Here is a 22,754-nt window from a genome sequence, read left to right as displayed (position 1 = left end):
CATGAGCGCCGGTGGAGGAACGCGGGCGATCATCGCTGCCCTGCTGGCCAATCTGGGCATCGCGATCACCAAGTTCGTGGCCTGGCTGTTGACCGGGTCGTCGTCGATGCTGGCCGAGGCGATCCACTCGGTCGCGGACTCCGGCAACCAGGCGTTGCTGCTGGTCGGCGGCCGTCGGGCGCAGCGCGGCGCGACCCCGCAACACCCCTTCGGGTACGGGCGTGAGCGTTACATCTACGCCTTCATCGTCTCGATCGTGCTGTTCAGCGTCGGTGGCCTGTTCGCGCTCTACGAGGGCTACCACAAGTGGCAGCACCCGGAGGGGATCGACAACCACCAGTGGGTGCCGATAACCGTGCTGATCGTCGCGATCGGCCTGGAGTCGTTCTCGTTCCGGACCGCGATCGTCGAGTCGAACCACGTACGCGGCAAGGCGAGCTGGGTGCAGTTCGTTCGCCGGGCCAAGGCGCCGGAGCTGCCGGTGGTGCTGCTGGAGGACCTCGGCGCGCTGCTCGGCCTGATCTTCGCCATGGTCGGCGTCTCGATGACGTTGGTCACCGGCAACGGCAGGTGGGACGCGGCCGGCACGTTCGCGATCGGCATCCTGCTGGTGACCATCGCGGTGATCCTGGCGGTGGAGACGAAGAGTCTGCTGCTCGGTGAGGGGGCCACCCCGGAGGACGTGAGCGCGATCGAGCGGGCGGTCAACGAGGGGTCCGAGGTCGAGCGGATCATCCACATGCGCACCCTCCACCTGGGGCCGGAGGAGCTGCTGGTCGCCGCGAAGATCGCGGTCTCGCCGGCCGCCTCGGCGGAGGAACTGGCCCGCGACATCGACACGGTCGAGGCGCGGATCCGTACGGCGGTGCCGATCGCTCGGGTGATCTACCTGGAGCCGGACATCTACAGCGCACGGGCGGCGAACCCGCGCAGCGCCCCGGGGCCGGCCGCCGGTGAAACGGGTGGGAAAGGCTAAGGCGTGGAACCGTTGCACGGCCCGATCCGTGACTATGCCTGGGGATCGCGTTCGGTGATCGCCGGTTTGCAGGGGCGGCCCGTGCCGAGCGCCGGGCCGGAGGCCGAACTCTGGCTCGGCGCTCATCCCGGTGCACCGGCGATGGTGTGCCAGCAGGACGCCCGGGTCAGCCTGATCGAGCTGCTGGCCGCCGAGCCGGGGCGCTGGTTGGGCGAGGAGGTGCTGGTCCGGTTCGAGGGGCGGCTGCCGTTCCTGATGAAGCTCCTGGCGCCGGAGGCTCCGCTGTCGTTGCAGGCCCATCCGGATGCCGAGCAGGCCCGGCTCGGGTACGCGGCCGACCAGGCCCTGCCACCGACCGCGCACCGCAACTATGTCGACCCGTACCACAAGCCGGAGATGTTGGTGGCGATCGCGCCGTTCGAGGCGCTCTGCGGGTTCCGGGATCCCCGGCGGTCGGCGGCGGTGCTGGAGGCGTTCGACATTCCGGCGCTGAAGCCGCTGGTGGCGTGCCTGCGTACCGGGGTCGCGGGGCTGCGGGATGCCGTACAGCGGTTGTTGACCTGGCCGGCGGTGGATCGGGCCGGGCTGGTCGAGACGGTCCGGACCGCCGATCTCGGGCCGGGGTACGCCAACGAGCAGGAGCTGGTCCGGCGGTTGGCGGGCTGGTATCCGGGTGATCCCGGCGTGCTGGTGGCGCTGCTGCTCAACCACGTGTGGCTGGAGCCGGGCGAGGCGATCTGGATGCCGGCCGGCAACCTGCACGCGTACCTGCGCGGAGCGGGTGTGGAGATCATGGCGGCCAGCGACAACGTGCTGCGCGGTGGGCTGACGCCGAAGCACGTGGACATCGCCGAGTTGCTCCGGGTGCTGCGGTTCGAGGTGCTGGAGGATCCGTTGCTCGTGCCGGAGCCGGTGGTGCCGGGGGTGGTCACCTGGCGGGTTCCGGTCGACGATTTCGCGCTCTACCGGGTGCGGTTGGACGAGGGGTTGGCGCAGGCCCGGCTCGGGGTGACCGGGCCGCGGGTGGTGCTCGGCGGTTCCGGCGCGGTCGTGGTCCGGGACGCGGCCGGTGCGGTGACGGTCGAGCCCGGCCGGGCGGCGATCGGTGCCGCCGACGGCGGTCTGCTGGTCTTTTCCGGCCGGGGCGAGGTTTTTGTCGGTACGGCCGGGATCGTCCCGGCGAGCTGAGCGGTTCGGCTCGCTGCGCGTCCGTCGGGTACTTCTCCCGTGCCACTTTCCGGCCAGTGGATTGGATATTTCCGGATCGGCTTGACAGGCCATGTGCGGAGTGTGAATCTATAACCACGCAGCGTCATCATGATGGGGGTCGTGAGACGCGCGGGGTACCAAACCGGGGGGATGCGCGGGGCGGAGGGACGCTGGGCGGGAAGCCGTCCACGACCCGCCGCCCCGCGTGCTGTGCGCCCGTCGACTGCCCCGCCGGCCGCGCGCTGTGCGACCATCGCTGGCGTCAAGGCCGGCCACCATGACTTCCGCCGTGCCGTCGTCGTCGCCAAATGTCGTGCTTGTCCGGGAGCGGACGGCACCGCCTGTGCCGGCGCGGGTGCGGTCGGGCGTAATGTGGAGGGTCGCCCGCCAGACCCGTACGACAGGAGCTTTCATGACCAGCACTCTCCCGGCGCCCTCCGGTGGCGCGTCGACCGAGGCCCGACCCACGACCCTCGCCGGTGGCGACTTCAAGGTGGCGGATCTGTCGCTCGCCGAGTTCGGACGCAAGGAGATCCAGCTGGCTGAGCACGAGATGCCCGGCCTGATGTCGCTGCGTCGGGAGTTCGCCGCCGCGCAACCGCTGCGCGGCGCCCGGATCACCGGCTCGCTGCACATGACCATCCAGACCGCGGTGCTGATCGAGACCCTGACGTCCCTCGGGGCGCAGGTCCGGTGGGCGTCGTGCAACATCTTCTCCACCCAGGACCACGCCGCCGCCGCGATCGTGGTCGGACCGGAGGGCACCGTCGACGCCCCCGCCGGTGTCCCGGTGTACGCCTGGAAGGGCGAGTCGCTGGAGGAGTACTGGTGGTGCACCGAGCAGGTGCTGCTCTGGCCGGACGGGCAGGGCCCGAACATGATCCTCGACGACGGCGGTGACGCCACCCTGCTGGTGCACCGGGGCGCCCAGTTCGAGGCGGCCGGCGCGGTGCCGCCGGTCGAGTCCGCCGACTCCGAGGAGTACGCGGTCATCCTCGGCCTGCTGCACCGCTCGCTGGCCGAGGACAACACCCGCTGGACCCGGGTCGCCGCTGACATCAAGGGCGTCACCGAGGAGACCACCACCGGCGTACACCGGCTCTACGAAATGCAGCAGGCCGGAACGCTGCTGTTCCCGGCGATCAACGTCAACGACTCGGTGACGAAGAGCAAGTTCGACAACAAGTACGGCTGCCGGCACTCGCTGATCGACGGCATCAACCGGGCCACCGACGTGCTCATCGGCGGCAAGGTCGCGGTCGTGCTCGGCTACGGCGACGTCGGCAAGGGCTGCGCGGAGTCGCTGCGCGGCCAGGGCGCGCGGGTCATCGTCACCGAGATCGACCCGATCTGCGCGCTCCAGGCCGCGATGGACGGTTACCAGGTCGCGACGCTGGACGACGTGGTCGAGACCGCCGACATCTTCGTCACCGCCACCGGTTGCTTCGACGTCATCACCAACCAGCACATGGCCCGGATGAAGCACCAGGCGATCGTCGGCAACATCGGCCACTTCGACAACGAGATCGACATGGCCGGCCTACAGAAGCGTTCGGACGTCCAGCGGACGAACATCAAGCCGCAGGTCGACGTCTGGAAGTTCGACGACGGGCACTCGATCATCGTGCTCTCCGAGGGCCGGCTGCTGAACCTGGGCAACGCCACCGGGCACCCGAGCTTCGTGATGTCGAACTCGTTCGCCAACCAGACGATCGCGCAGATCGAGCTGTTCACCAAGACTGAGGAGTACCCGGTCGGCGTCTACGTGCTGCCGAAGCACCTGGACGAGAAGGTCGCCCGGCTGCACCTGGACGCGCTCGGCGTACGGCTCACCGAACTGACCAAGGAGCAGGCTGCCTACCTGGGCATTCCGGTCGAGGGACCGTACAAGTCCGACCACTACCGGTACTGAGTCCCGCCGTACGTGACGGCCGGGTCGGCTGGCGCTCCGCGCGTCGGTCGATCCGGCCGTTGCCGTCAGCGGGTACGGGCGGCGCGTACCCAGGTCCAGACGCAGTAGCCGAGCCAACCGAGTGCCACCGCGGTGGCGAGCGGGCGCAGCTTCAGCGCGCTCAGCGCGAAGATGACCGCGAGCACGACGAACCACGGTACGAAGGCCTTCATCCGGTCATTGGATCAGAGATCCGGTGTGCGGCGCCACGTTGACAAGCAGTAGAAGAAGGGCGCAAGGTAGGCTGTCCTAACTTAGGGACGCCTAATCGAGTGACCCGGAGTCCTGATGTTCGCCACCTACCTGATCGGCCTGCGCGAGGGCCTGGAAGCCACGCTGGTGGTCAGCATTCTGGTCGCGTTCCTGGTCAAGTCCGAGCGCCGGGACCGGTTGCCGCAGGTGTGGGGCGGCGTGGCGCTCGCGGTGGTGCTCTCCGTGATCTTCGGCTGGCTGCTCGAATACACCAGCACCACCCTGCTGGCCCGGTCGTCGGACCGGGAGCTGTTCGAGGCGATCACCTCGGTGGCCGCGGTCGCCTTCGTCACCGCGATGATCTTCTGGATGCGTCGGGCGGCCCGCTCGCTCAGCGGCGAACTGCGCGGCAAGCTCACCGACGCGCTCGCCGTCGGCTCCCTCGCCGTCGCCCTGATGGCCTTCCTCGCGGTGGTCCGCGAGGGCCTGGAGACCGCCCTCATCTTCTACTCGGCCGTGCAGGGTGCCGACGTCAACGGCGGCCCGCTGTACGCCCTGATCGGCGGGATCGCCACCGCGATCGCGATCGGCTACCTGCTCTACGCCACCGCCGTCCGGATCAACCTGACCCGCTTCTTCACCTGGACCGGCGCGCTGCTCATCCTGGTCGCCGCCGGCATCTTCAAGTACGGCACCCACGACTTCCAGGAGGCCGGCGTCCTGCCCGGCATCAGGAACCTGGCGTACTCCGGCCTGTTCGACCCGTCGACCTGGTACGGCACCCTGCTCAGCGGCATGTTCAACGTCACCGCCGAGTCGACCGTACTGGAGGTCGTCGCCTGGGTGGCGTACGCGATTCCGGTCCTGCTCCTCTTCCTGCTCCCCGGACGCCGCGCGTCCGGGACCACCGCGCCCGCCGCACCGGCGACCGTGGCCCCGTCGGCCTGACCCGATCGGCCACCCCGACCGATCGACCCTGCCCGTAGCCGCGCCCGCCGACCCGGCACCCGGCTGACCGCGCCGGAACACCCGAACCGCAAGGAGAACCCGAATGCGTACCACCCGCTTCCTGGCGCTGGCGGCCGCCGGCGCGCTCGCCGGTGCCGGCCTGGCCGGCTGTGGCGCCACGGACGACAGCGCCGGGGACGCCGCCGCCGGCGGTCCGATCGCGGTCAAGGCCACCGACACCGCGTGCGAGGTCGGCTCGACCGAGGTCGGCGCCGGTACGGTCGTGTTCGAGGTGACGAACTCCGGTGCCAAGGTCACCGAGTTCTACGTCTACGCCGCCGGTGACCGGGTGATGGGCGAGGTCGAGAACGTCGTCCCCGGCCTCAGCCGCGAACTGCACGTCGAACTGCCCGCCGGCACGTACGAGACGGCCTGCAAGCCGGGCATGATCGGCAAGGGCATCCGGGGCGCGCTGACCGTCAGCGGCTCCGCCGCGCCGCTCACCGAGGACGCCGCCCTGGCCGGCGCGACCGAGAGCTACCAGCGGTACGTGCAGAGCCAGACCGGTGCGCTGCTGGACAAGACCACGGAGTTCGTCAACGCGGTCAAGGCCGGCGACGTGGCGGGCGCCAAGGCGCTCTTCCCGGTGGCCCGCACCTACTGGGAGCGGATCGAACCGGTCGCGGAGATCTTCGGTGACCTCGACCCGAAGATCGACGGCCGGGAGGAGGTGCTGGAGGAGGGCATGGAGTTCACCGGCTTCCACCGCCTGGAGAAGGACCTCTGGACCACCGGTGACATCAGCCGGGACGGCCCGATCGCGGATCGGCTGCTGGCCGACGTCAAGGAGATCGTGGCCAAGGCGAACGCCGAGAAGCTCTCCCCGCTGAACCTGGCCAACGGTGCCAAGGAACTGCTCGACGAGGTCGCCACCGGCAAGATCACCGGTGAGGAGGACCGCTACTCGCACACCGACCTGTGGGACTTCAACGCCAACGTCGAGGGTTCGAAGGCGGCCATCGCCGCGCTCCGCCCGGTGCTCACCGAGCGCGCCCCCGACCTGGTCACGTCGCTGGACGCCGGGTTCGCCACTGTCGACAGCACGCTGGCGAAGCACCGCTCCGGCGACGGCTGGAAACTGCACACCGAGCTGGGCAAGGCCGACCTGAAGGAGCTCTCGGACGCCATCAACGCGCTCGCCGAGCCGATCAGCAAGGTCGCGGCGGTCGTCGCGAAGTAACGGCCGAACCGCCGGGTTGGCCGGTCCGGGGCCCTCGTCGGGTGGTCCGGTCGTAGACGGGTTGGGGGATGGGGCGTGACGGAGAATCGGGTGTCGCGGCGGCGGGCGATCGGGCTCGCCGGTGTGGCCGGTGCGGCGGGTGTCGGGGTCGCCGCCGGGGCGGGTGCGCTGTTTCGGGGCGTACTCGACCCGCAGCCGACGGCCGCCGCCACCGCCGCCGGGGCGGTGCCGTTCCGGGGCGAGCACCAGGCGGGCATCACCACCGAGGTGCCGGACCGGCTGCACTTCGTCGCCTTCGACGTGATCACCAAGGACCGGGCCCGGCTGGTCGAACTACTCAAGGACTGGACCGTGGCCGCCGCCCGGATGACCGCCGGCCAGGACGCCGGGGTGGTCGGCGCGGTGAACGGGGCACCGCAGGCCCCGCCGGACGACACCGGCGAGGCGCTCGGCCTGCCGCCGTCCGGGCTGACCCTGACCGTCGGGTTCGGTCCGACGCTGTTCCGCGACGCCGACGGCCGGGACCGGTTCGGCATCGCCGACCGCCGCCCGGCCGCCCTGGCCGAGCTGCCCCGCTTTCCCGGTGACGCCCTGCAACCGGAGATCTCAGGCGGTGACCTCTGCGTGCAGGCGTGCGCCAACGATCCGCAGGTGGCGGTGCACGCGATCCGGAACCTGGCCCGGATCGGCATGGGGGCGGTGAGCGTGCGCTGGTCGCAGCTCGGCTTCGGGCGTACGTCGTCGACGTCGCGGGAGCAGGCCACCCCCCGGAACCTGTTCGGGTTCAAGGACGGTACGGCCAACCTGAAGGCCGAGGAGACCGACCTGCTCCGGGAGCACCTCTGGGTCCAGCCGGGCGACGGACCGGACTGGATGACCGGTGGCTCGTACCTGGTCACCCGCAAGATCCGCATGATCATCGAGACCTGGGACCGGACCTCCCTGGCCGAGCAGGAGGAACTGGTCGGCCGTACCAAGGGCAGCGGGGCGCCGATCGGGCAGCGCGACGAGTTCGACGAGATCGACTTCCGGGCGACGGGTCCGGACGGCAAGCCGGCGATCGCCGAGACGGCCCACGTCCGGCTGGCCCACCCCGACCTGAACAACGGGGCTCGGCTGCTGCGGCGCGGCTACAACTTCGTCGACGGCTCCGACGGGCTCGGCCGGCTCGACGCCGGACTGTTCTTCATCGCGTACCAGCGGGACCCGCGCAAGCAGTTCGTGCCGATCCAGACCCAGCTTGCCCGTCGCGATGCGTTGAACGAGTATCTACGCCACGTATCCAGTGGGCTCTTTGCCTGCCCGCCCGGCGTACGCGACGAGGGCGATTTCTGGGGGCGCGCACTCTTTGACTGATCGTCGGGGTGGTGCCGGTCCCATGAATATGAACGGGGATGGAATATTGGTGCCATGAGAGCCCGGGTACTGGTGGTCGACGACGACCCCGCGCTGGCCGAGATGCTCGGCATCGTCCTGCGCAGCGAGGGATTCCTGCCCTCCTTTGTCGCCGACGGGGAGCGGGCGCTGGCCGCGTTCCGCGACAGCCGGCCCGACATCGTCCTGCTCGACCTGATGCTGCCGGGTATGAGCGGCATCGACGTGGCCCGGTCGATCCGGGCCGAGTCGGGCGTGCCGATCGTCATGCTGACCGCGAAGAGCGACACCGTCGACGTCGTGCTCGGCCTGGAGTCGGGGGCCGACGACTACGTGGTCAAGCCGTTCAAGCCGAAGGAGCTGGTGGCCCGGATGCGGGCCCGGCTGCGTCGGGGCGAGGACGCCGCGCCGGAGATGCTGACCATCGGACCGCCCGGCAACCAGATCACCATCGACGTGCCGGCGCACACGGTCAGCCGGGACGACGAAGAGGTCAAGCTGACCCCGCTGGAGTTCGACCTGCTGGTCGCGCTGGCCCGCAAGCCCCGCCAGGTGTTCACCCGGGAGGTCCTGCTCGAACAGGTCTGGGGCTACCGGCACGCGGCCGACACCCGGCTGGTCAACGTGCACGTACAGCGACTGCGAGCCAAGATCGAACCGGATCCGGAGCGACCCGAAATCATCCTGACCGTGCGCGGCGTGGGTTACAAGGCGGGCACCGGATAGCCTGGGGCACACTGTGGCTGACCCGGTGTTTCCCCCCGCTCTGACCCGTGCCCGTACCCTGGCCCGGGTGTTCCGGCGTGCGACGTTCGCCCGGTCCCGGGCGATCGCCGCCGGCCTGCACCAGACCTGGCGCCGGTCGTTGCAGCTGCGCGTCGTCAGCATCACCCTGGTCGCGTCGAGCCTGCTGGTCGGTGGCTTCGCCGTGCTCGTCGCCGAGCGGATCACCAACATCCTGCTCGACAACGCCACCGCCGACGTCAAGCAGCGGCTGGAGAACGGCCGGGACTACGCCGAGGGCCAGATCAACGTCTACACCGTGTCGTACGCGCCGAAGCTCAGCGCCACCTTCGAGACCACCGTCCGCTACCTCGCCGGCAACGATCCGGAGCAGGTCGCCGGGGTGGTGGTGGCGCTCCAGGCGGACGGCTACCGGACGATCGAGCCGGCCACCTCACCCGTCGGGGTGAACGTGAGCCCGATGATCAGCGACGAGTTGCGCGAGCGGGTGGCCGGCGGCGAGGTCGCACACCAGTTCCGGACCGGCAACCTCGACGGCGGTACGGCGAAGTACCTGGTCTACGGCTCCCCGGTGCCGACCGAGTTCGGCCAGGTGGAGCTCTACTACTTCGTACCGCTGACCCGGTGGGACAAGATCGCCGACGAGGCGCGGTCGACCGTGGTGGCCACCGGCATCACCCTGGTGCTGCTGCTCGGGCTCCTCTCCGCCCTGGTGACCCGACTCGTGGTCAACCCGGTACGGGTCGCCGCCCGGACCGCCCAGCGGCTCTCCGCCGGCCTGCTCGACCAGCGCATGGTGGTCAACGGCGAGGACGACCTGGCCCTGCTCGCCGCCTCGTTCAACCAGATGGCGACCAACCTCCAGCGCCAGATCGTCCGGCTGGAGGAGATGTCCCGGTTGCAGCGGCGGTTCACCTCCGACGTCTCGCACGAACTGCGTACACCGCTCACCACCGTACGGATGGCCGCCGACCTGATCTTCGCCGAGCGCGACGAGTTCGACCCGGCGGTGGCCCGCAGCGCCGAGCTGCTCCAGGCCGAGCTCGACCGATTCGAGGGGCTGCTCACCGACCTGCTGGAGATCAGCCGGTTCGACGCCGGCTTCGCCATGCTCGACGCCGAGCCGACCGACCTGGTGCCGGTCGTGCACCGGGTGGTGGACCGGCTCGACGGGCTGGCCGCCCGGTTGGGGGTGGAGCTGCGACTGACCGCGCCCGAGCTGCCGGTGATCGCCGAGGTGGACCCGCGCCGGGTGGAGCGGATCCTGCGCAACCTGGTCGGCAACGCCGTCGAGCACGGCGAGGGGCGTCCGGTCGAGGTGGTGCTCGGCGTGGACGAGCAGGCGGTGGCGATCACCGTGCGGGACCACGGGGTGGGGCTCAAGCCCGGCGAGGAGAAGCTCGTCTTCAACCGGTTCTGGCGGGCCGACCCGTCCCGGGCCCGGCAGACCGGCGGCACCGGCCTGGGCCTGTCGATCAGCCTGGAGGACGCCCGGCTGCACGGCGGCTGGCTGGAGGCGTGGGGGGCACCCGGCCAGGGCGCCCAGTTCCGGCTCACCCTGCCGGTACGGGCCGGTGACCGGCTCACCTCCGCGCCGCTGCGGCTGGTGCCGGGCGACGCCGAGGTCGGGGGGCTGGTGCCGGTGCCGGCCGGGGCGCGGTTGGCGATCGGCCCGGGGGCGGGGCCGGTGGTGCAGGTGACTGCCGGGGACCGGTCGGCGGACCCGGCCGGGACGCAGCGTACGGAGGCGACCACGTGAGTCGGAGGATCCTGCCCACCGCGACGGTGGCCCTGCTGCTCTGTGCCGGGCTGTTCGGCTGCGGCATTCCCGGCGAGAGCGAGGTACGGGTCGACGGCAAGGGACCCCAGTCCGGGCAGGACTCGGGTGCCGGCCTCACCCAGCGGCTGCCGCAGCGGCAGGACAGCGACCTCCCCGAGCAGGTCGCCGCGAACTACCTGACGGCCGCCGCCGGGGGCGAGACGAACGAGATCTACGACCGGGTCAACAGTTACATCCCGGAGGGTGGCGGCAGGCTCAAGCTGAAGGTCGGCAGCGAACCGGCGATCAACCTGGTCCGGCTGGTCGGACAGACGCAGGCGAATGGCCTGGAGGACCGTCCCGGCAGCTTCCTGGTCACGATCCAGGTGCAGCAGGTCGGCGTACTGCGGATGGACGGCTCGGTCGCCGAGCCGGAGCTGACCGACCGCAGCTACACCTTCGAGGTCGGTCCCGCGCCCGCCACCGCCGCCAGCCAGTCACCGGCGACCGGCGGGATGTGGGTGATCAACCCGCCGCCGGTGCTGCTGATGAGCACCACCGCCCTGTTCAACTACTACAGCCAGCGGACGATCTACTTCTGGAACGCCGGCCGGACCACGCTGGTGCCGGATCTGCGCTACCTGCCCCGGTCGGTGCCGAGGGAGTCGCAGGCCACCGAGTTGCTCGGCTGGTTGATCGGCGGCCCGGCGCCGTGGCTGTCGCCGGCCGCCGTGCCGCTGCCGGAGGGGACCAGCCGGATCGGCAACGCGCCGATGTCCGGCGGCCGGCTGGAGGTCAACCTCTCCATGCCGGCCAGCGAGGTGAACAACGACGTCGACCTGGACCGCCTCTTCACCCAGCTCGCCTGGTCCCTGCTCCCGCCGAACCCGGAGGGCGTCGGCGGTGACGACGGGGAACTGGAGCTGAAGATCCAGAGTCAGCGGCGGAAGGTGGCCGACGTCGACGAGCACCGACGCCTCAATCCGCCGTACCTGGTGACCGGCAGCCCGACCCGGTTCTGTGTCTTCGAGGGGGCGGTGCACGAGCTTCGCGACGGTGAGGAGGCGGCCGAGTCGGTCCCGATCGAGTCGGAGGAGAACCGCAACGTCCGGTCGGCCGCGTTGTCGCGCAACGGGAACCAGGTCGGTGCGGCGCTGGTCAGCCCGGACGGGGACCGGTGGCGACTGCGGGTGGCCAGCGGCGCCGACCCGCTGCGGGTCTTCGCCGCCAGTGAGTCGTACGCGAGCATGGAGCGGCCCGTCTGGCTGAAGGGCACCGACCCGAGGGCGCCGATCGGGCTGGTGGTCGCGGACGGGAACCTGTACCGGTTCGACTCCAACGCCCAACTGGTCAGGATCGGCCTGTCGGGTGTGTCGGGCCGGGTGACCGGGGTCGGCGCCGCACCGGACGGGCACCGGATCGCGGTCATCGCCGACGGCGCGCTCTACGTCGCCGCGCTCGGGACCGACGGCGGTACGGTCACCGTCGGCCGGGCCCGCCGGCTGGTCACCTCGCTGGCCACGGTGACCGCGGTGGACTGGAGCGGCGAGACCGGGCTCGCACTGGCCGGGGCGCAACCGGACCGGCGCTCGGTGATCGAGAACATCGGGGTGGACGGGGCGCTGGAGAGCCTGCTGGTGGACAACACCCGGGGCGACGTCCTGCACCTGGCCGCGTACCCGGACAACCCGATGAGCCGCACCCAGCTCGGGGTGATGTACGAGACCAACGGCGCCGTCTCGTCGACGGACCGGCTGATCGGCCGCGACCAGGTCGTGTTGAATCCGGGGCCGTCGCCGTCGCCGTCGGTGAACGCGTCGAGCAAGCCCAGCGCGCCGTTCTTCCGCTACTGAGCAGGGGCGGCGCGGGTGACCGGGGTCTGGGCGGAGCTGGCCGACCTGGTGCTGCCGGCCGGGTGTGCCGGTTGCCGGCTCACCGGGACCGCGCTGCGGCACGGTGTCTGCGCCCGCTGCGCCGACGCGCTCCAGGCGTTGCGTCCCGCCCCGGTACGGCCCACCCCGGCACCGCCGGGCCTGCCCGCCTGCGTGGCGCTGGGGGCGTACCAGGGGGAGCTGCGGGAGGTGCTGCTGGCGTACAAGGAACGGGGCCGGCACTCGTTGGCCCGGCCGCTGGGCCGGTTGCTCGCCGAGGTGGTCGCGGAGGCGGCCGGCGCACCGAGGCCGGTGCTGCTGATTCCGGTGCCGACCACCGCGCGGGCGGTCCGCGAGCGCCACGGTGACCACCTGCGCCGGCTGGCCCGGCAGGCCGCGCACCGGTTGCGGGCGGCGGGTTGGCCGGTGGCGCTGGGGGCGCCGTTGCGCGCCCTGCCCCGGCCCGATTCCGCCACTCTGGACAGCGCCGGCCGGGCCGAGGCGGCCGAACACGCCTTCGCCGTACGGGCGGGGCGGTTGCCGGCGGTGCGTCGTGCCGGTGCCGGCCGGTTCGTGGTGGTGCTCGACGACATCGTCACGACCGGGGTGACCCTGGCCTCGGTGACCACCTCGCTACGCGCCGTCGGTGTACGGGTGGACGCGGCGGCGATTCTCGCGGCAACGACCCGACGCGGTCGACGGTAACGGTCCGTGCAGGCGATTTCACACGATCGTGCCACAAGTGACTGTTTCCAAAGGTTCTTGGTTGCCGGGGGTGACTATGGACGAGACAGGAGTTAGCGTTTTGTTCACCAGGGGTATGAGGGACACCACCCGCTCCGGGTAAGGGAAGGAGGCGGCGTCATTCTCGACCGGTCGGTGCCGAAGGACGATTCCTGGGGGCAGGCTGACCGGGTTTTTTGGTTTCCGGACCGTCCGATCACAGGAGGTCACGCATGGATGTCGTGGTCAAGGGTCGTAACGTCGAAGTCCCGGAGCACTACCGGGTACATGTAGCCGACAAGCTCGCGAAGATCGAGCGCTACGACCACAAACTCATTCGAGTCGACGTCGAGTTGTCCCACGAACGCAATCCGCGACAGGCTGACAACTGTCAGCGAGTAGAGATCACTTGCGTCTCTCGTGGGCCAGTCGTGCGCGCCGAGGCGTGCGCCAAAGACTTCTACAGCGCCCTGGATGTGGCGATAGCCAAGCTCGACACCCGGCTGCGCCGGGCCGCCGACCGCCGCCGGGTGCACCGGGGCCGGCACGCGCCGATATCGGTCGCCGCCGCGACGGCGGGCCTGCCGGTGGCCCCCTTCGGCGATTCCGCCGTGGCCACCCTGACCGCCGAGCCCGACACGCGGGACGAGCCGGAGTCCGCCGAGGACCCGTACGACTACGAGGTGCACGAGCCGGGCCACATCGCCCGGGCGAAGCTGCACCCGGCCGAGCCGATGACCGTTGACGACGCACTGTTCCAGATGGAACTCGTCGGGCACGACTTCTACCTGTTCCTGGACAAGGAAACCGGGCGCTCCAGCGTCGTCTACCGGCGCAAGGGCTACGACTACGGGATCATCGCGCTCACCGAGTAGGCGCGCCGGTCGGTCGCGCGGGGCGCAGCGTCAGCTCGCCCCGCCGGCCGGGCCGGATCCGTTCGTGCGCCGGGCCCGGGAACGCAGACGGGGACGGGTCAGCGGAACAGATCCTGCGGCAGCAGTCCGTAGAGCACGTCGTCGAGGCGCCGCCCGTCCGGACCGGGCAGTCGGCCGCGCACCTCGCCCTCCCGCCGGAAACCGGCCTTCTCCAGCACCCGCTGCGAGCCCCGGTTGTCCGGCAGCGCACCGGCGGTCAGCCGCTCGATGCCGGCGTCGGCGAACGCCCAGCGGGCCAGCAGTCGGGCGGCCCGGCCCGGGTAGCCGCGACCCCGCCAGGCCGGGTCCATCGCGTACCCGATCATCGCTTGGCCGGTCTGCGGCTCCTGGTAGTAGAGCCCGATCTCACCGGCCGGCGTACCGCTCGCGGTGTCCAGGATGACCAGGTCGGCGCGTTCGCCGGCCAGCCAGCGGCCCGGTGCCAGCGCGCATCGCGCCGCCACCCGCGCCCGGTCCGGGGCGACCGGCGGGACGCTGGCGGCGACCACGTCCGGCAGGCTCTGCAACCGGTGCATGAACCCGGTGTCGGCGGCGGTCAGCGGGCGCAGCGTCACCACCCCGTCGGTCAGTGTGCCGCCGGGCAGGTCCGGCAGCAGCCGGGCCGCCGGACCCGGCGGGTCGGTCGCCAACCGGGCCCAGGCGACCAGGTCGTGCCGGCTGCCGTCCGGGGCGTTCCCGGCGCCGCGTCGGATCCCCTCCCGGCTGAACCCGCTGCCCAGGGCCACCCGTTGGCTGGCCTCGTTCTCCGGCTCGGTGAGCAGTTCCAGCCGGGCGAAGCCGTGGGTCAGCGCCCGTCCGGCGAGCAGGGTGGTGGCGGCGGTCGCCACCCCGCGACCACGGGCCCACGGCGCGACCCAGTAGCCGATCTCGCCCTGGTGACGCGGGGCCGAGACGTGGTCGAGGCCGATTCCGCCGAGCAGGCGGTCGGTGGTCGGGGCGGCGATCGCGTACGCCGCACCGCCTCGGGCCCAGACCGCCGCCGTACCCTCGCTGATCCACCAGTGGGCGTCGGCGGCGGTGTACGGAACGGGCAGGTGCGGCAGGAAGCGCCTGGTCAGCGGGTCTGCACAGCCCGCTACCAGGTCGTCGAGGTCGCCGTCGCGGAACAGTCGCAGCCGTACGGCCGTGTTCTCGATGCTCTCCCGGTTCACGCCGGACCCGTGCCGGTCGGGGCGGTCGGGCCGTCCTGTGCCAGTAGCGCGCCGACCCAGACGTCCACCCGGCCGGTCCGGTGGACGATGCCCTGCCGGTTGATGCCCTCGACCACGAAGCCGGCCTTCTCGGCGGCCCGTCGGGAGGCGTCGTTGCCGACGTGCGCCCGCCACTCGATCCGGGCCAGGCCGAGGCTGCTGTACCCCCAGGCGCAGACGGCGGCGAGCGCGGCCGGGCAGTAGCCCCGACCACGGGCGTGCGGTGCGACCAGGTACCCGACGTCGGCGACCGCCGGATCGTCGCGGTGGATCCGGAGTTCGATGGTGCCGGCGAAGGTGTCCTGCGGGTCGGCGATGACGAAGACCGCCCCGTCGCCGCGCCCCCATCGCCCCGGCGTGTGCCGGTGGACGAAGAACTCCGCGTCCGATCGCCGGTACGGATCCGGCAGCCCGAGCCAGCGCTGCGCCTCCGGGTCGCGGCAGGCGGTCACGATCGCCTCCAGGTCGTGCTCCTCCGGCCGGCGCAGCCGGATCTCCCCGTCGGCGGCGGTGGCGAAGAGCACCGGCTGCGGGCGGCCGAAGACCGCGGCCCGACGGGCGACGAGCGATCCCGGTCCGGCGGGCCCGCCGGCCCCGGTCGGGTCGGTGTCGGTGTCGGGCAGGTCGTCCGGCAGCAGCGAGCCGATCCAGCCGTCGGGACCGCCTTGGTGGTGCGGCTGGGCCAGCCGGAGCTGGCCCTCGACCCGGAATCCGGCCCGGAGCGCGACCAGCCGGGAGGCGTGGTTGCCCACCTCGGCCTGCCAGATGATCCGGCGCAGGCCGAGGTCCCGGAACGCCCAGCGGGCGACGGCGCGGGTGGCCCGGACGGCGACGGCGCGACCGCGCGCCCAGGGCGCGGTCCAGTAGCCGACCTCGCCCGAGCGCAGGCTCTGCTCGATCGTCACCAGGCCGCACGAGCCGAGCAGTTCGCCGGTGGCGGCGTCGCAGACCGCGAAAGGGGCTCCGGTGCCGGCGGCCCAGGCGGCCGGTGCGCTGCCGGTGACGAACCCTTCCGCGTGTTCTGGCAGGTAGGGGGCGGGAACGGTGGTCCATCGCCGGATGTCCGGATCCTGGCAGGCCCGGAGTACGGCGCTCGCGTCCGCCGCGTTCCAGGGGCGGAGCAGCAGGCCGCCCTCGACGATCTCCACGGGCTTCACGTCGGCCATCTTGCCGGAGAGTTCGCCCTGGGCGTAACTGGATTCGGCGCGTCTGCTCGGACCTATAGGGTGAATTGTCTGGTTCGGTGGGACGGGTCGCCAGCGCGGCTGCCGATTGCCCCGACGGAGCGCCTACGATGGTTCGGCAGACCGTCTAGGGGAGCGTTGATCCGTGTCGATTCTCGAAAAGTTCCTCCGCGCCGGCGAAGGCCGCATGGTGCGGCGGCTGAAGGCCGTCGCGAATGCCATCAACTCGATCGAGGACGACTATGTCGATCTCTCCGACGAGGAGCTGCGAGGCCTGACCGACCAGTACCGGCAGCGCATCGCCGATGGCGAGTCCCTCGACGACCTGCTGCCGGAGGCCTTCGCCACCGCCCGCGAGGCCGCCGCCCGGGTGCTCGGCCAGCGTCACTACGACGTCCAGGTGATGGGCGGCGCCGCGCTTCACTTCGGCAACATCGCCGAGATGAAGACCGGTGAGGGCAAAACCCTCACCTCGGTGCTGCCGGCGTACCTGAACGCGCTGTCCGGCAAGGGCGTGCACATCGTCACGGTGAACGACTACCTTGCCGAACGTGACGCCGCCTGGATGGGCCGGGTGCACGAGTTCCTCGGCCTGACCGTGGGCGTGATCCTGCCGAACCGGCCGGCCAGCGAGCACCGGGCGGCGTACGCGGCCGACATCACGTACGGCACCAACAACGAGTTCGGCTTCGACTACCTGCGGGACAACATGTCCTGGTCGCACGAGGAGCTGGTCCAGCGCGGGCACAACTTCGCGATCGTCGACGAGGTCGACTCGATCCTGATCGACGAGGCCCGTACGCCGTTGATCATCTCCGGCCCGGCCGAGCACTCCGCCCGCTGGTACGGCGAGTTCGCCGGCGTGGTGGCCCGGCTCCAGCCCGGCAAGGACGGCGAGGGCGACTACGAGGTCGACTACGCCAAGCGGACCATCGCGGTCACCGAGAAGGGTGTCGGCAAGGTCGAGGACCGGCTGGGCATCGACAACCTGTACGAGTCGGTCAACACCCCGCTGGTCGGTTACCTGAACAACGCGATCAAGGCCAAGGAACTCTTCAAGAAGGACAAGGACTACATCGTCAGCGACGGTGAGGTCCTGATCGTCGACGAGTTCACCGGCCGCATCCTGCACGGTCGCCGGTACAACGAGGGCATGCACCAGGCCATCGAGGCGAAGGAAGGCGTGGAGATCAAGCAGGAGAACCAGACTCTTGCCACGGTCACCCTGCAGAACTACTTCCGCCTCTACACCAAGTTGTCCGGTATGACCGGTACGGCCCAGACCGAGGCCGGCGAGTTCCAGAAGGTCTACAACGTCGGCGTCGTGTCCATCCCGACCCACCGCGCGATGGTCCGGATGGACAAGCCGGACGTCATCTACAAGACCGAGAAGGCCAAGTTCAACGCCGTCGTCGAGGACATCGCCGAGCGGCACGCGGGTGGCCAGCCGGTGCTGGTCGGCACCGTCTCGGTGGAGAACTCCGAGATCCTGTCGCAGCTGCTGCGCCGCCGGGGCATCCCGCACGCGGTCCTGAACGCCAAGTTCCACGCCCGGGAAGCCGAGATCATCGCGCAGGCCGGTCGCAAGGGCGGGGTCACCGTCGCGACCAACATGGCCGGCCGTGGTACGGACATCCTGCTCGGCGGCAACCCGGAGTACCTCGCCGCGAACGAGCTGCGCCAGCGTGGTCTCGACCCGGTGGAGCACGAGGAGGAGTACAACAAGGCGCTGGAGGAGATCCTCCCCCGCTGGAAGCAGGCCTGCGACGAGGAGGCCGAGGAGGTCACCGACGCCGGTGGGCTCTACGTGCTCGGCACCGAGCGGCACGAGTCGCGCCGGATCGACAACCAGCTGCGTGGTCGGGCCGGCCGGCAGGGTGACCCCGGTGAGTCGCGGTTCTACCTCTCGCTCCAGGACGAGTTGATGCGGCGGTTCCGGGCCGGGGCGGTCGAGGCGGTGATGGAGCGCTTCAACATCCCCGAGGACGTGCCGATCGAGTCGAAGATGGTGACCCGGCAGATCAAGAGCGCGCAGGCCCAGATCGAGGGCCAGAACGCCGAGGTCCGCAAGGACGTCCTGAAGTACGACGACGTGATGAACAAGCAGCGCCAGGTGGTCTACGCCGAGCGGCTGCGGGTGCTCAACGGCGAGGACCTGAGCGACCAGGTCCAGAACATGATCCAGGACACCGTCACCGCGTACGTGACCGGCGCGACCGCCGACGGCTACGCCGAGGACTGGGACCTCGACCAGCTCTGGTCCAGCCTCAAGCAGCTCTACCCGGTCGGTGTGACCGTCGACGACCTGATCGACGAGGCCGGTGGCGAGCGCAACAACCTCGACGCCGACTTCCTGCTCGCCAAGATCCGGGACGACGCGCAGGCCGCGTACGCCCGACGCGAGGAGGAACTGGGCGGCGAGGCGATGCGCCAGCTGGAGCGGATGGTGCTGCTCCAGGTCATCGACCGCAAGTGGCGCGAGCACCTCTACGAGATGGACTACCTGCGGGAGGGCATCAACCTGCGGGCCTACGCCCAGCGCGACCCGGTGGTCGAGTACCAGCGCGAGGGCTTCGACATGTTCGCCACCATGATGGACGGCATCAAGGAGGAGACGGTCGGCTTCCTGTTCAACCTGGAGGTCCAGGTCGAGCAGGAGACCCCGCCGGCCGCCGCGGCCGAGGTCGTCCTCGACCAGGCCCCGGTGGAGATCCGGGCCAAGGGTCTGGCCCGGCCGCCGCGCCGGCAGGGGCTCCAGTACTCCGCGCCGACCATCGACGGCGAGGCGGGTGCCGGCGGTGTGGTCCTGGAACGTCAGGAGCCGCAGCCGCAGGCGCCGGCCCTCGGGGTCGGCCGTCAGGGACCGCCGCCGCCCTCGACCGCCCGGCGCACGCCGGCACCCGGTCAGGCGGTCGGCGGCGAGGGACCGTCCCGTAATGCGCCCTGCCCGTGCGGCTCCGGCCGCAAGTACAAGCGCTGCCACGGCTCGCCGACCGGTTCCTGATCCACCACCGGCCGCGACCTTCGGCGGCCGATGAGCACCACGCGTTCCGGGCCCGCTCCCGACCACTGACCGGTGGCCGGGAGCGGGCCCGTTCCCGGCCCGGACTTCCTTCCGTACCGGCACCGGGGCGTGCGCGCAGGGGTGTCAGAGCACTCGGGCGTCGACGGCGAGCCAGTTGCCCCGCCGTCGTTCCAGCCGGAACGCCAGCGCCCAACTCCGCTGGTCCGACCCGAGTACGGCAGCCGCCTCGGCAACCCCCTCCTGCGGCTCGCAGACCCGCAGCAGCCGCAGGCGTACCCCGTGCACCCCGCCGCCGCCCGCCCGGCCGACCGGAACCCCGCCACGGGGACGCGGGCCCGGTCGCTGGACGCGTTGCTCGGTCAGTCGGCGGGTGGCGGCGACGAGCTGTTGGGTGATCGCGCCCGCGTCGGCGCCCACCGACAGCGGTCGGGCGTGTGCCGCCGGCCGGTAACCGTTCAGGATCTCCAGGCAGGTCCCCAGGAACCGGCGGGCCGCCTGCCGTGCCTCGGCCGAGGCGGTGGCCCGTGCCTCCGGCGGCAGGGCGGCCGGAGGGCGGGCCGCCGGTGCCGCCCGGTCCCGTCCGGTGGCTCGGGTGCCCGGCCGCGGCGCCGACGGGACGCTCAGCGGCAGGGAGAGTTGCCCGTCGAGTCCCGGCGTCCAGGCCGGACCCACCAACTCGTCGTCGAACGGAGGATCGAGCGGTGGTACCGGGCGCAGCCGTACGGCGGGGCGGGCGAGTGGCCTGGTCCGTACGGCGGGCATCGGGATCCCTTCTATTGATCTTGCGTTTGCTTTCGTTTGCCTCCGACGGATTACATTAGTAGCGAACGATGAATGCCCCGTCAAGGTCTGTCGGGCAGCCCGTGACGGTCTGCCGGGCAGCATGGAGCGGGGTGCCACCGGACGGGTGGCACCCCGATGTCGACATACCCGGACCACTCCGGGGCGCGCTCCTACTCCGGGTCGCGCTCGATCAGCGGGTTGGTCCGTACCCAGTCGGCCGTTTCGGCGTATTTCTGCTGGATGTACTGTTCGAGCTGGGCCCGCTCGACCCGCCACTGGCCCCGGCCACCGATCTTGATCGCCGGCAGTTCGCCGCTGCGCACCATGTGGTAGACCTGCGAGTCCGAGACGTTCAGCTCGGCGGCGACGTCGGACAGCAGCAGGAACCTGGGTTCCACGGGCGACTCCCGGTGTTGGATCGTGTTTGCTTCAGTTTGCCACCGACTGCCGGTTCCGCTCGACTGCGGTTTCGAGTCGGTCCGCGTCGTGCGCCCGGTGGGCCGGGTTGCTGATCGGACACAGCCGGGAGGGGCACGTTTCCGGTCGGCGGCGGCGGGGTGTATGACAGGGACGGCGCCGGACGAGCCGGTGTCGTGGGGGTGAGCGACGCCGGTGGCGTCGTCGAGTGGGGGAGACGAGAACCGTGCGCGCAGAACTGGTCCGGGTGTACCTCCCGGCTACCGTGCCGATGCTGGCCGTCCTGCGCAAGCAGGGTGAGCTGCCGGCCGGCGAGGCGCACGCGGTGACCCCGATGCTGCGCGAGTGGTACGCCGAGGGCGACGAGGAGGAGTTGGAGTACGTCGCCTTCACCCGCGCCGCCCAGGACTCCTTGCAGCTGCTCCGGGAGGACCCCGCCGCCCCGCGCCGCCGGGTGGTGGTCTCCGCCGACCTGCCGGCCGCGATGGTGGGGCGGGCCGAGGTCGAGCTGGGCTCCAGCACCGTACGCCTGGACGGGCCGGTCCCGGTGGCCTCGGTGGCCGCGATCCATCTCGACGACGACGAGGCGGTCGAGGACGTCGGCGCGGCGGTCGCGGTGGTGTCCGAGGCGCTTGCCGGCGACCCGGACGCCCAGTTCACCGTCGACGGGGTCGAGGACCACGAACTGGCCTGGTACGACATCTCCGAGCTGGACGACCTCGGCTGACGAGGACCTCGGCTGACGAGGACCTCGGCTGACGGCGGTCAGGAGCGGGCTGCGCGGTCAGGAGCGGGCGGCGTCCGGCTCCGCCCGACGGTCGGCGGAGCGGTTGTCGGTTCCGCCCTCGTCGTCCCATGCGATCTCGTCGTCGTCCGCCGGCTCCGGTCGCCGGCCCCGGGCGGGGTCCCGCGCCTCGACGGAATCATGTGCCTCGTCGGTGAACTCGGTCTCGTCCGCGAACCCGGTCTCGTCGGTGAACCCGGTCTCGTCGACGCTCTCGTCGTCGGCCGGCTCGGCGGTCGGCGCCCGCAGGGTCCGCCCAAAGGCGATGAGCGCGGTGAGGGCACCGACGAACAGCACCCACAGGGCCTGGTTCGAGCGGTACTCGCTGAGCTGGTCCTGGAGCCCGCGGTCGACATCGCTCAGCGATCCGGCGGCGGCCAGCAGCCGGGCGCCGGCGGTCTGGGTGAGCAGTTCCGCCGCGAGCAGGAGCAGGCCGGGGCCGGCGCCCGCGACCAGGTAGGCGGGCCAGCGGGGCAGGCTGGCCCCGGGGTCGAGCGCGGTGGCCCGGCGGCGGGCCAGGCCCAGGTAGAAGAAGACCAGCAGGCCGGCGACGAGCCCACCACCGATCGAACCGGTCCGGGAGAACCACTCCAGGGCGCCGGTCTGCGACTGGTCGGTGTCGCCGTAGCCGTAGAGGGAGAGCAGCGGGTCCTTGAAGATGTTCAGGACCGTGTTGATCACGAAAACGGTCAGTCCGGCGGCGACCACGGCACCGACCACCGGCACCGCCCGTACGCCACCGGCGATCCCGCCGACGGTCGCCGCGGCGGCGACGGTGCCGGCCAGCACCGTGATCGAGTCGCCGTTGCCGTAGCTGAGGGTCACGGTGAGCGCGGCCAACAGCCCGACGAGCAGCCCGGCGCCGACCGAGGCGGCGAACCTCGGGGTGCTCCGGTGCACGCCGCGCCGGGTCAGCAGGTTGGCCACCACGACCGCCGCCGCCGCGCCGCCGACCATGCTGGCCGAGATCAGTCCGGGCAGGGCGAGCGCGGCCATCGCGATCACGATCGAGTTGATGTCCGAGGAGGTGATCTCGGCCTGGCCGATCCAGAGCATCGCGGCGAGCCAGCCGAGCGCCAGCACACCGAGGCCGAGCGCCGCGGGCGCGTACGTGGGCGGGGCGGTGCCGCTGTCCGAATCCGGTGCGGCCGGGGTGGTGGCCGACCGGTCCGGGGGCGATACGGCGGTGCTGCCGGACTGTGTGCTCATCGTCTCCCCTTCAACGGGTACCCGCCCGCCGCGCCGCTGGGACGGCGGGAGGGGGCGCGGCGTGGTTGGGTCGCCGGGCCTCTCAGCGTACGTGGCACGCGGGCGCGGGCCGCGCGCCACCTGCACGGCCCGGTCCGGCCGGCGCCCGGTCGGGTCGTGCCGTGATCGGTTCCGGTCGGGGTGCGTGGGAGGATTGGTCCAGGTCCCACCCCCGGACAACCGGCACCACCGGCGAACGGG

The 22,754-nt window shown here is 71.4% G+C and carries 19 protein-coding genes; 13 read left to right on the top strand and 6 right to left on the bottom strand.

Features of this window, described 5'->3' with window-relative positions:
* Position 1: 1 nt before the first annotated feature.
* From ACZ6QQ_RS09655 to ahcY, 3 genes are all read left to right on the top strand, one after another.
* Entirely contained in the window at positions 2-976 is a 975-nt protein-coding gene (locus ACZ6QQ_RS09655) for a cation diffusion facilitator family transporter (protein ID WP_465875502.1), read from the top strand.
* A 3-nt stretch (positions 977-979) separates the two neighbouring features.
* Positions 980-2,164, top strand: coding sequence for a mannose-6-phosphate isomerase, class I (gene manA / locus ACZ6QQ_RS09650; protein ID WP_465875501.1), 1,185 nt, complete (start codon positions 980-982; stop codon positions 2,162-2,164).
* Between the two features lie 433 nt (positions 2,165-2,597).
* Complete coding sequence (gene ahcY, locus ACZ6QQ_RS09645; RefSeq protein WP_465875500.1) at positions 2,598-4,097, top strand: adenosylhomocysteinase; 1,500 nt, start codon at positions 2,598-2,600, stop codon at positions 4,095-4,097.
* A 65-nt stretch (positions 4,098-4,162) separates the two neighbouring features.
* On the opposite strand, the gene ACZ6QQ_RS09640 is transcribed toward ahcY, so the two are convergent.
* Positions 4,163-4,309 carry a hypothetical protein gene (locus ACZ6QQ_RS09640; protein ID WP_465875499.1) on the bottom strand — a complete coding sequence of 49 codons (147 nt, stop codon included), beginning with the start codon at positions 4,307-4,309 and terminating at the stop codon, positions 4,163-4,165.
* 115 nt (positions 4,310-4,424) lie between these two features.
* Here ACZ6QQ_RS09640 and efeU point away from each other — a divergent pair, with 115 nt between their 5' ends.
* From efeU to hpf, 8 genes are all read left to right on the top strand, one after another.
* Entirely contained in the window at positions 4,425-5,276 is an 852-nt protein-coding gene (gene efeU, locus ACZ6QQ_RS09635; protein WP_465875498.1) for an iron uptake transporter permease EfeU, read from the top strand.
* A gap of 103 nt (positions 5,277-5,379) precedes the next feature.
* Positions 5,380-6,516, top strand: coding sequence for an iron uptake system protein EfeO (gene efeO, locus ACZ6QQ_RS09630; RefSeq protein ID WP_465875497.1), 1,137 nt, complete (start codon positions 5,380-5,382; stop codon positions 6,514-6,516).
* 75 nt (positions 6,517-6,591) lie between these two features.
* Positions 6,592-7,872 carry an iron uptake transporter deferrochelatase/peroxidase subunit gene (efeB, locus tag ACZ6QQ_RS09625; protein ID WP_465875496.1) on the top strand — a complete coding sequence of 427 codons (1,281 nt, stop codon included), beginning with the start codon at positions 6,592-6,594 and terminating at the stop codon, positions 7,870-7,872.
* A gap of 54 nt (positions 7,873-7,926) precedes the next feature.
* Positions 7,927-8,616, top strand: a complete 690-nt coding sequence (gene mtrA / locus ACZ6QQ_RS09620) for an MtrAB system response regulator MtrA (RefSeq protein ID WP_465875495.1) — start codon at positions 7,927-7,929, stop codon at positions 8,614-8,616.
* Between the two features lie 67 nt (positions 8,617-8,683).
* Complete coding sequence (mtrB, locus tag ACZ6QQ_RS09615) at positions 8,684-10,393, top strand: MtrAB system histidine kinase MtrB (protein ID WP_465875494.1); 1,710 nt, start codon at positions 8,684-8,686, stop codon at positions 10,391-10,393.
* Positions 10,390-12,246: an LpqB family beta-propeller domain-containing protein gene (locus tag ACZ6QQ_RS09610; RefSeq protein ID WP_465875493.1), complete on the top strand. Its 1,857-nt coding sequence runs from the start codon at positions 10,390-10,392 to the stop codon at positions 12,244-12,246. The genes mtrB and ACZ6QQ_RS09610 overlap by 4 nt, the downstream gene beginning before the upstream one ends.
* A 15-nt stretch (positions 12,247-12,261) precedes the next feature.
* Positions 12,262-12,969 (top strand): ComF family protein, encoded by a 708-nt coding sequence (locus ACZ6QQ_RS09605; RefSeq protein ID WP_465875492.1) that lies wholly within the window; start codon positions 12,262-12,264, stop codon positions 12,967-12,969.
* Between the two features lie 251 nt (positions 12,970-13,220).
* Complete coding sequence (gene hpf / locus ACZ6QQ_RS09600) at positions 13,221-13,862, top strand: ribosome hibernation-promoting factor, HPF/YfiA family (RefSeq protein WP_465875491.1); 642 nt, start codon at positions 13,221-13,223, stop codon at positions 13,860-13,862.
* Between the two features lie 98 nt (positions 13,863-13,960).
* Here the strand turns inward: hpf and ACZ6QQ_RS09595 are convergent, their stop codons facing one another.
* Positions 13,961-15,073: a GNAT family N-acetyltransferase gene (locus tag ACZ6QQ_RS09595; protein ID WP_465875490.1), complete on the bottom strand. Its 1,113-nt coding sequence runs from the start codon at positions 15,071-15,073 to the stop codon at positions 13,961-13,963.
* Entirely contained in the window at positions 15,070-16,278 is a 1,209-nt protein-coding gene (locus ACZ6QQ_RS09590) for a GNAT family N-acetyltransferase (protein WP_465875489.1), read from the bottom strand. The genes ACZ6QQ_RS09595 and ACZ6QQ_RS09590 overlap by 4 nt, the downstream gene beginning before the upstream one ends.
* 163 nt (positions 16,279-16,441) lie before the next feature.
* Between ACZ6QQ_RS09590 and secA the strand changes: the two genes are divergently transcribed.
* Positions 16,442-19,300, top strand: coding sequence for a preprotein translocase subunit SecA (gene secA / locus ACZ6QQ_RS09585; RefSeq protein WP_465875488.1), 2,859 nt, complete (start codon positions 16,442-16,444; stop codon positions 19,298-19,300).
* A 144-nt stretch (positions 19,301-19,444) separates the two neighbouring features.
* Here the strand turns inward: secA and ACZ6QQ_RS09580 are convergent, their stop codons facing one another.
* A complete protein-coding gene (locus ACZ6QQ_RS09580; RefSeq protein WP_465875487.1) occupies positions 19,445-20,083 on the bottom strand; it encodes an Rv3235 family protein in 639 nt (212 codons plus the stop codon).
* Positions 20,084-20,274: 191 nt separating this feature from the next.
* Positions 20,275-20,502 (bottom strand): helix-turn-helix transcriptional regulator, encoded by a 228-nt coding sequence (locus ACZ6QQ_RS09575; RefSeq protein ID WP_465875486.1) that lies wholly within the window; start codon positions 20,500-20,502, stop codon positions 20,275-20,277.
* Positions 20,503-20,747: 245 nt separating this feature from the next.
* Here ACZ6QQ_RS09575 and ACZ6QQ_RS09570 point away from each other — a divergent pair, with 245 nt between their 5' ends.
* On the top strand, positions 20,748-21,248 hold the full coding sequence (locus ACZ6QQ_RS09570; protein ID WP_465875485.1) for a DUF6912 family protein: 501 nt from the start codon (positions 20,748-20,750) through the stop codon (positions 21,246-21,248).
* Between the two features lie 57 nt (positions 21,249-21,305).
* Here the strand turns inward: ACZ6QQ_RS09570 and ACZ6QQ_RS09565 are convergent, their stop codons facing one another.
* Complete coding sequence (locus ACZ6QQ_RS09565) at positions 21,306-22,514, bottom strand: hypothetical protein (RefSeq protein ID WP_465875484.1); 1,209 nt, start codon at positions 22,512-22,514, stop codon at positions 21,306-21,308.
* Positions 22,515-22,754: the final 240 nt, after the last annotated feature.

This window comes from Micromonospora sp. NPDC049529 (assembly GCF_055586685.1).
Note: the sequence above shows the minus strand (reverse complement) of the source record. Positions and strands in the feature narration are given on the sequence as shown.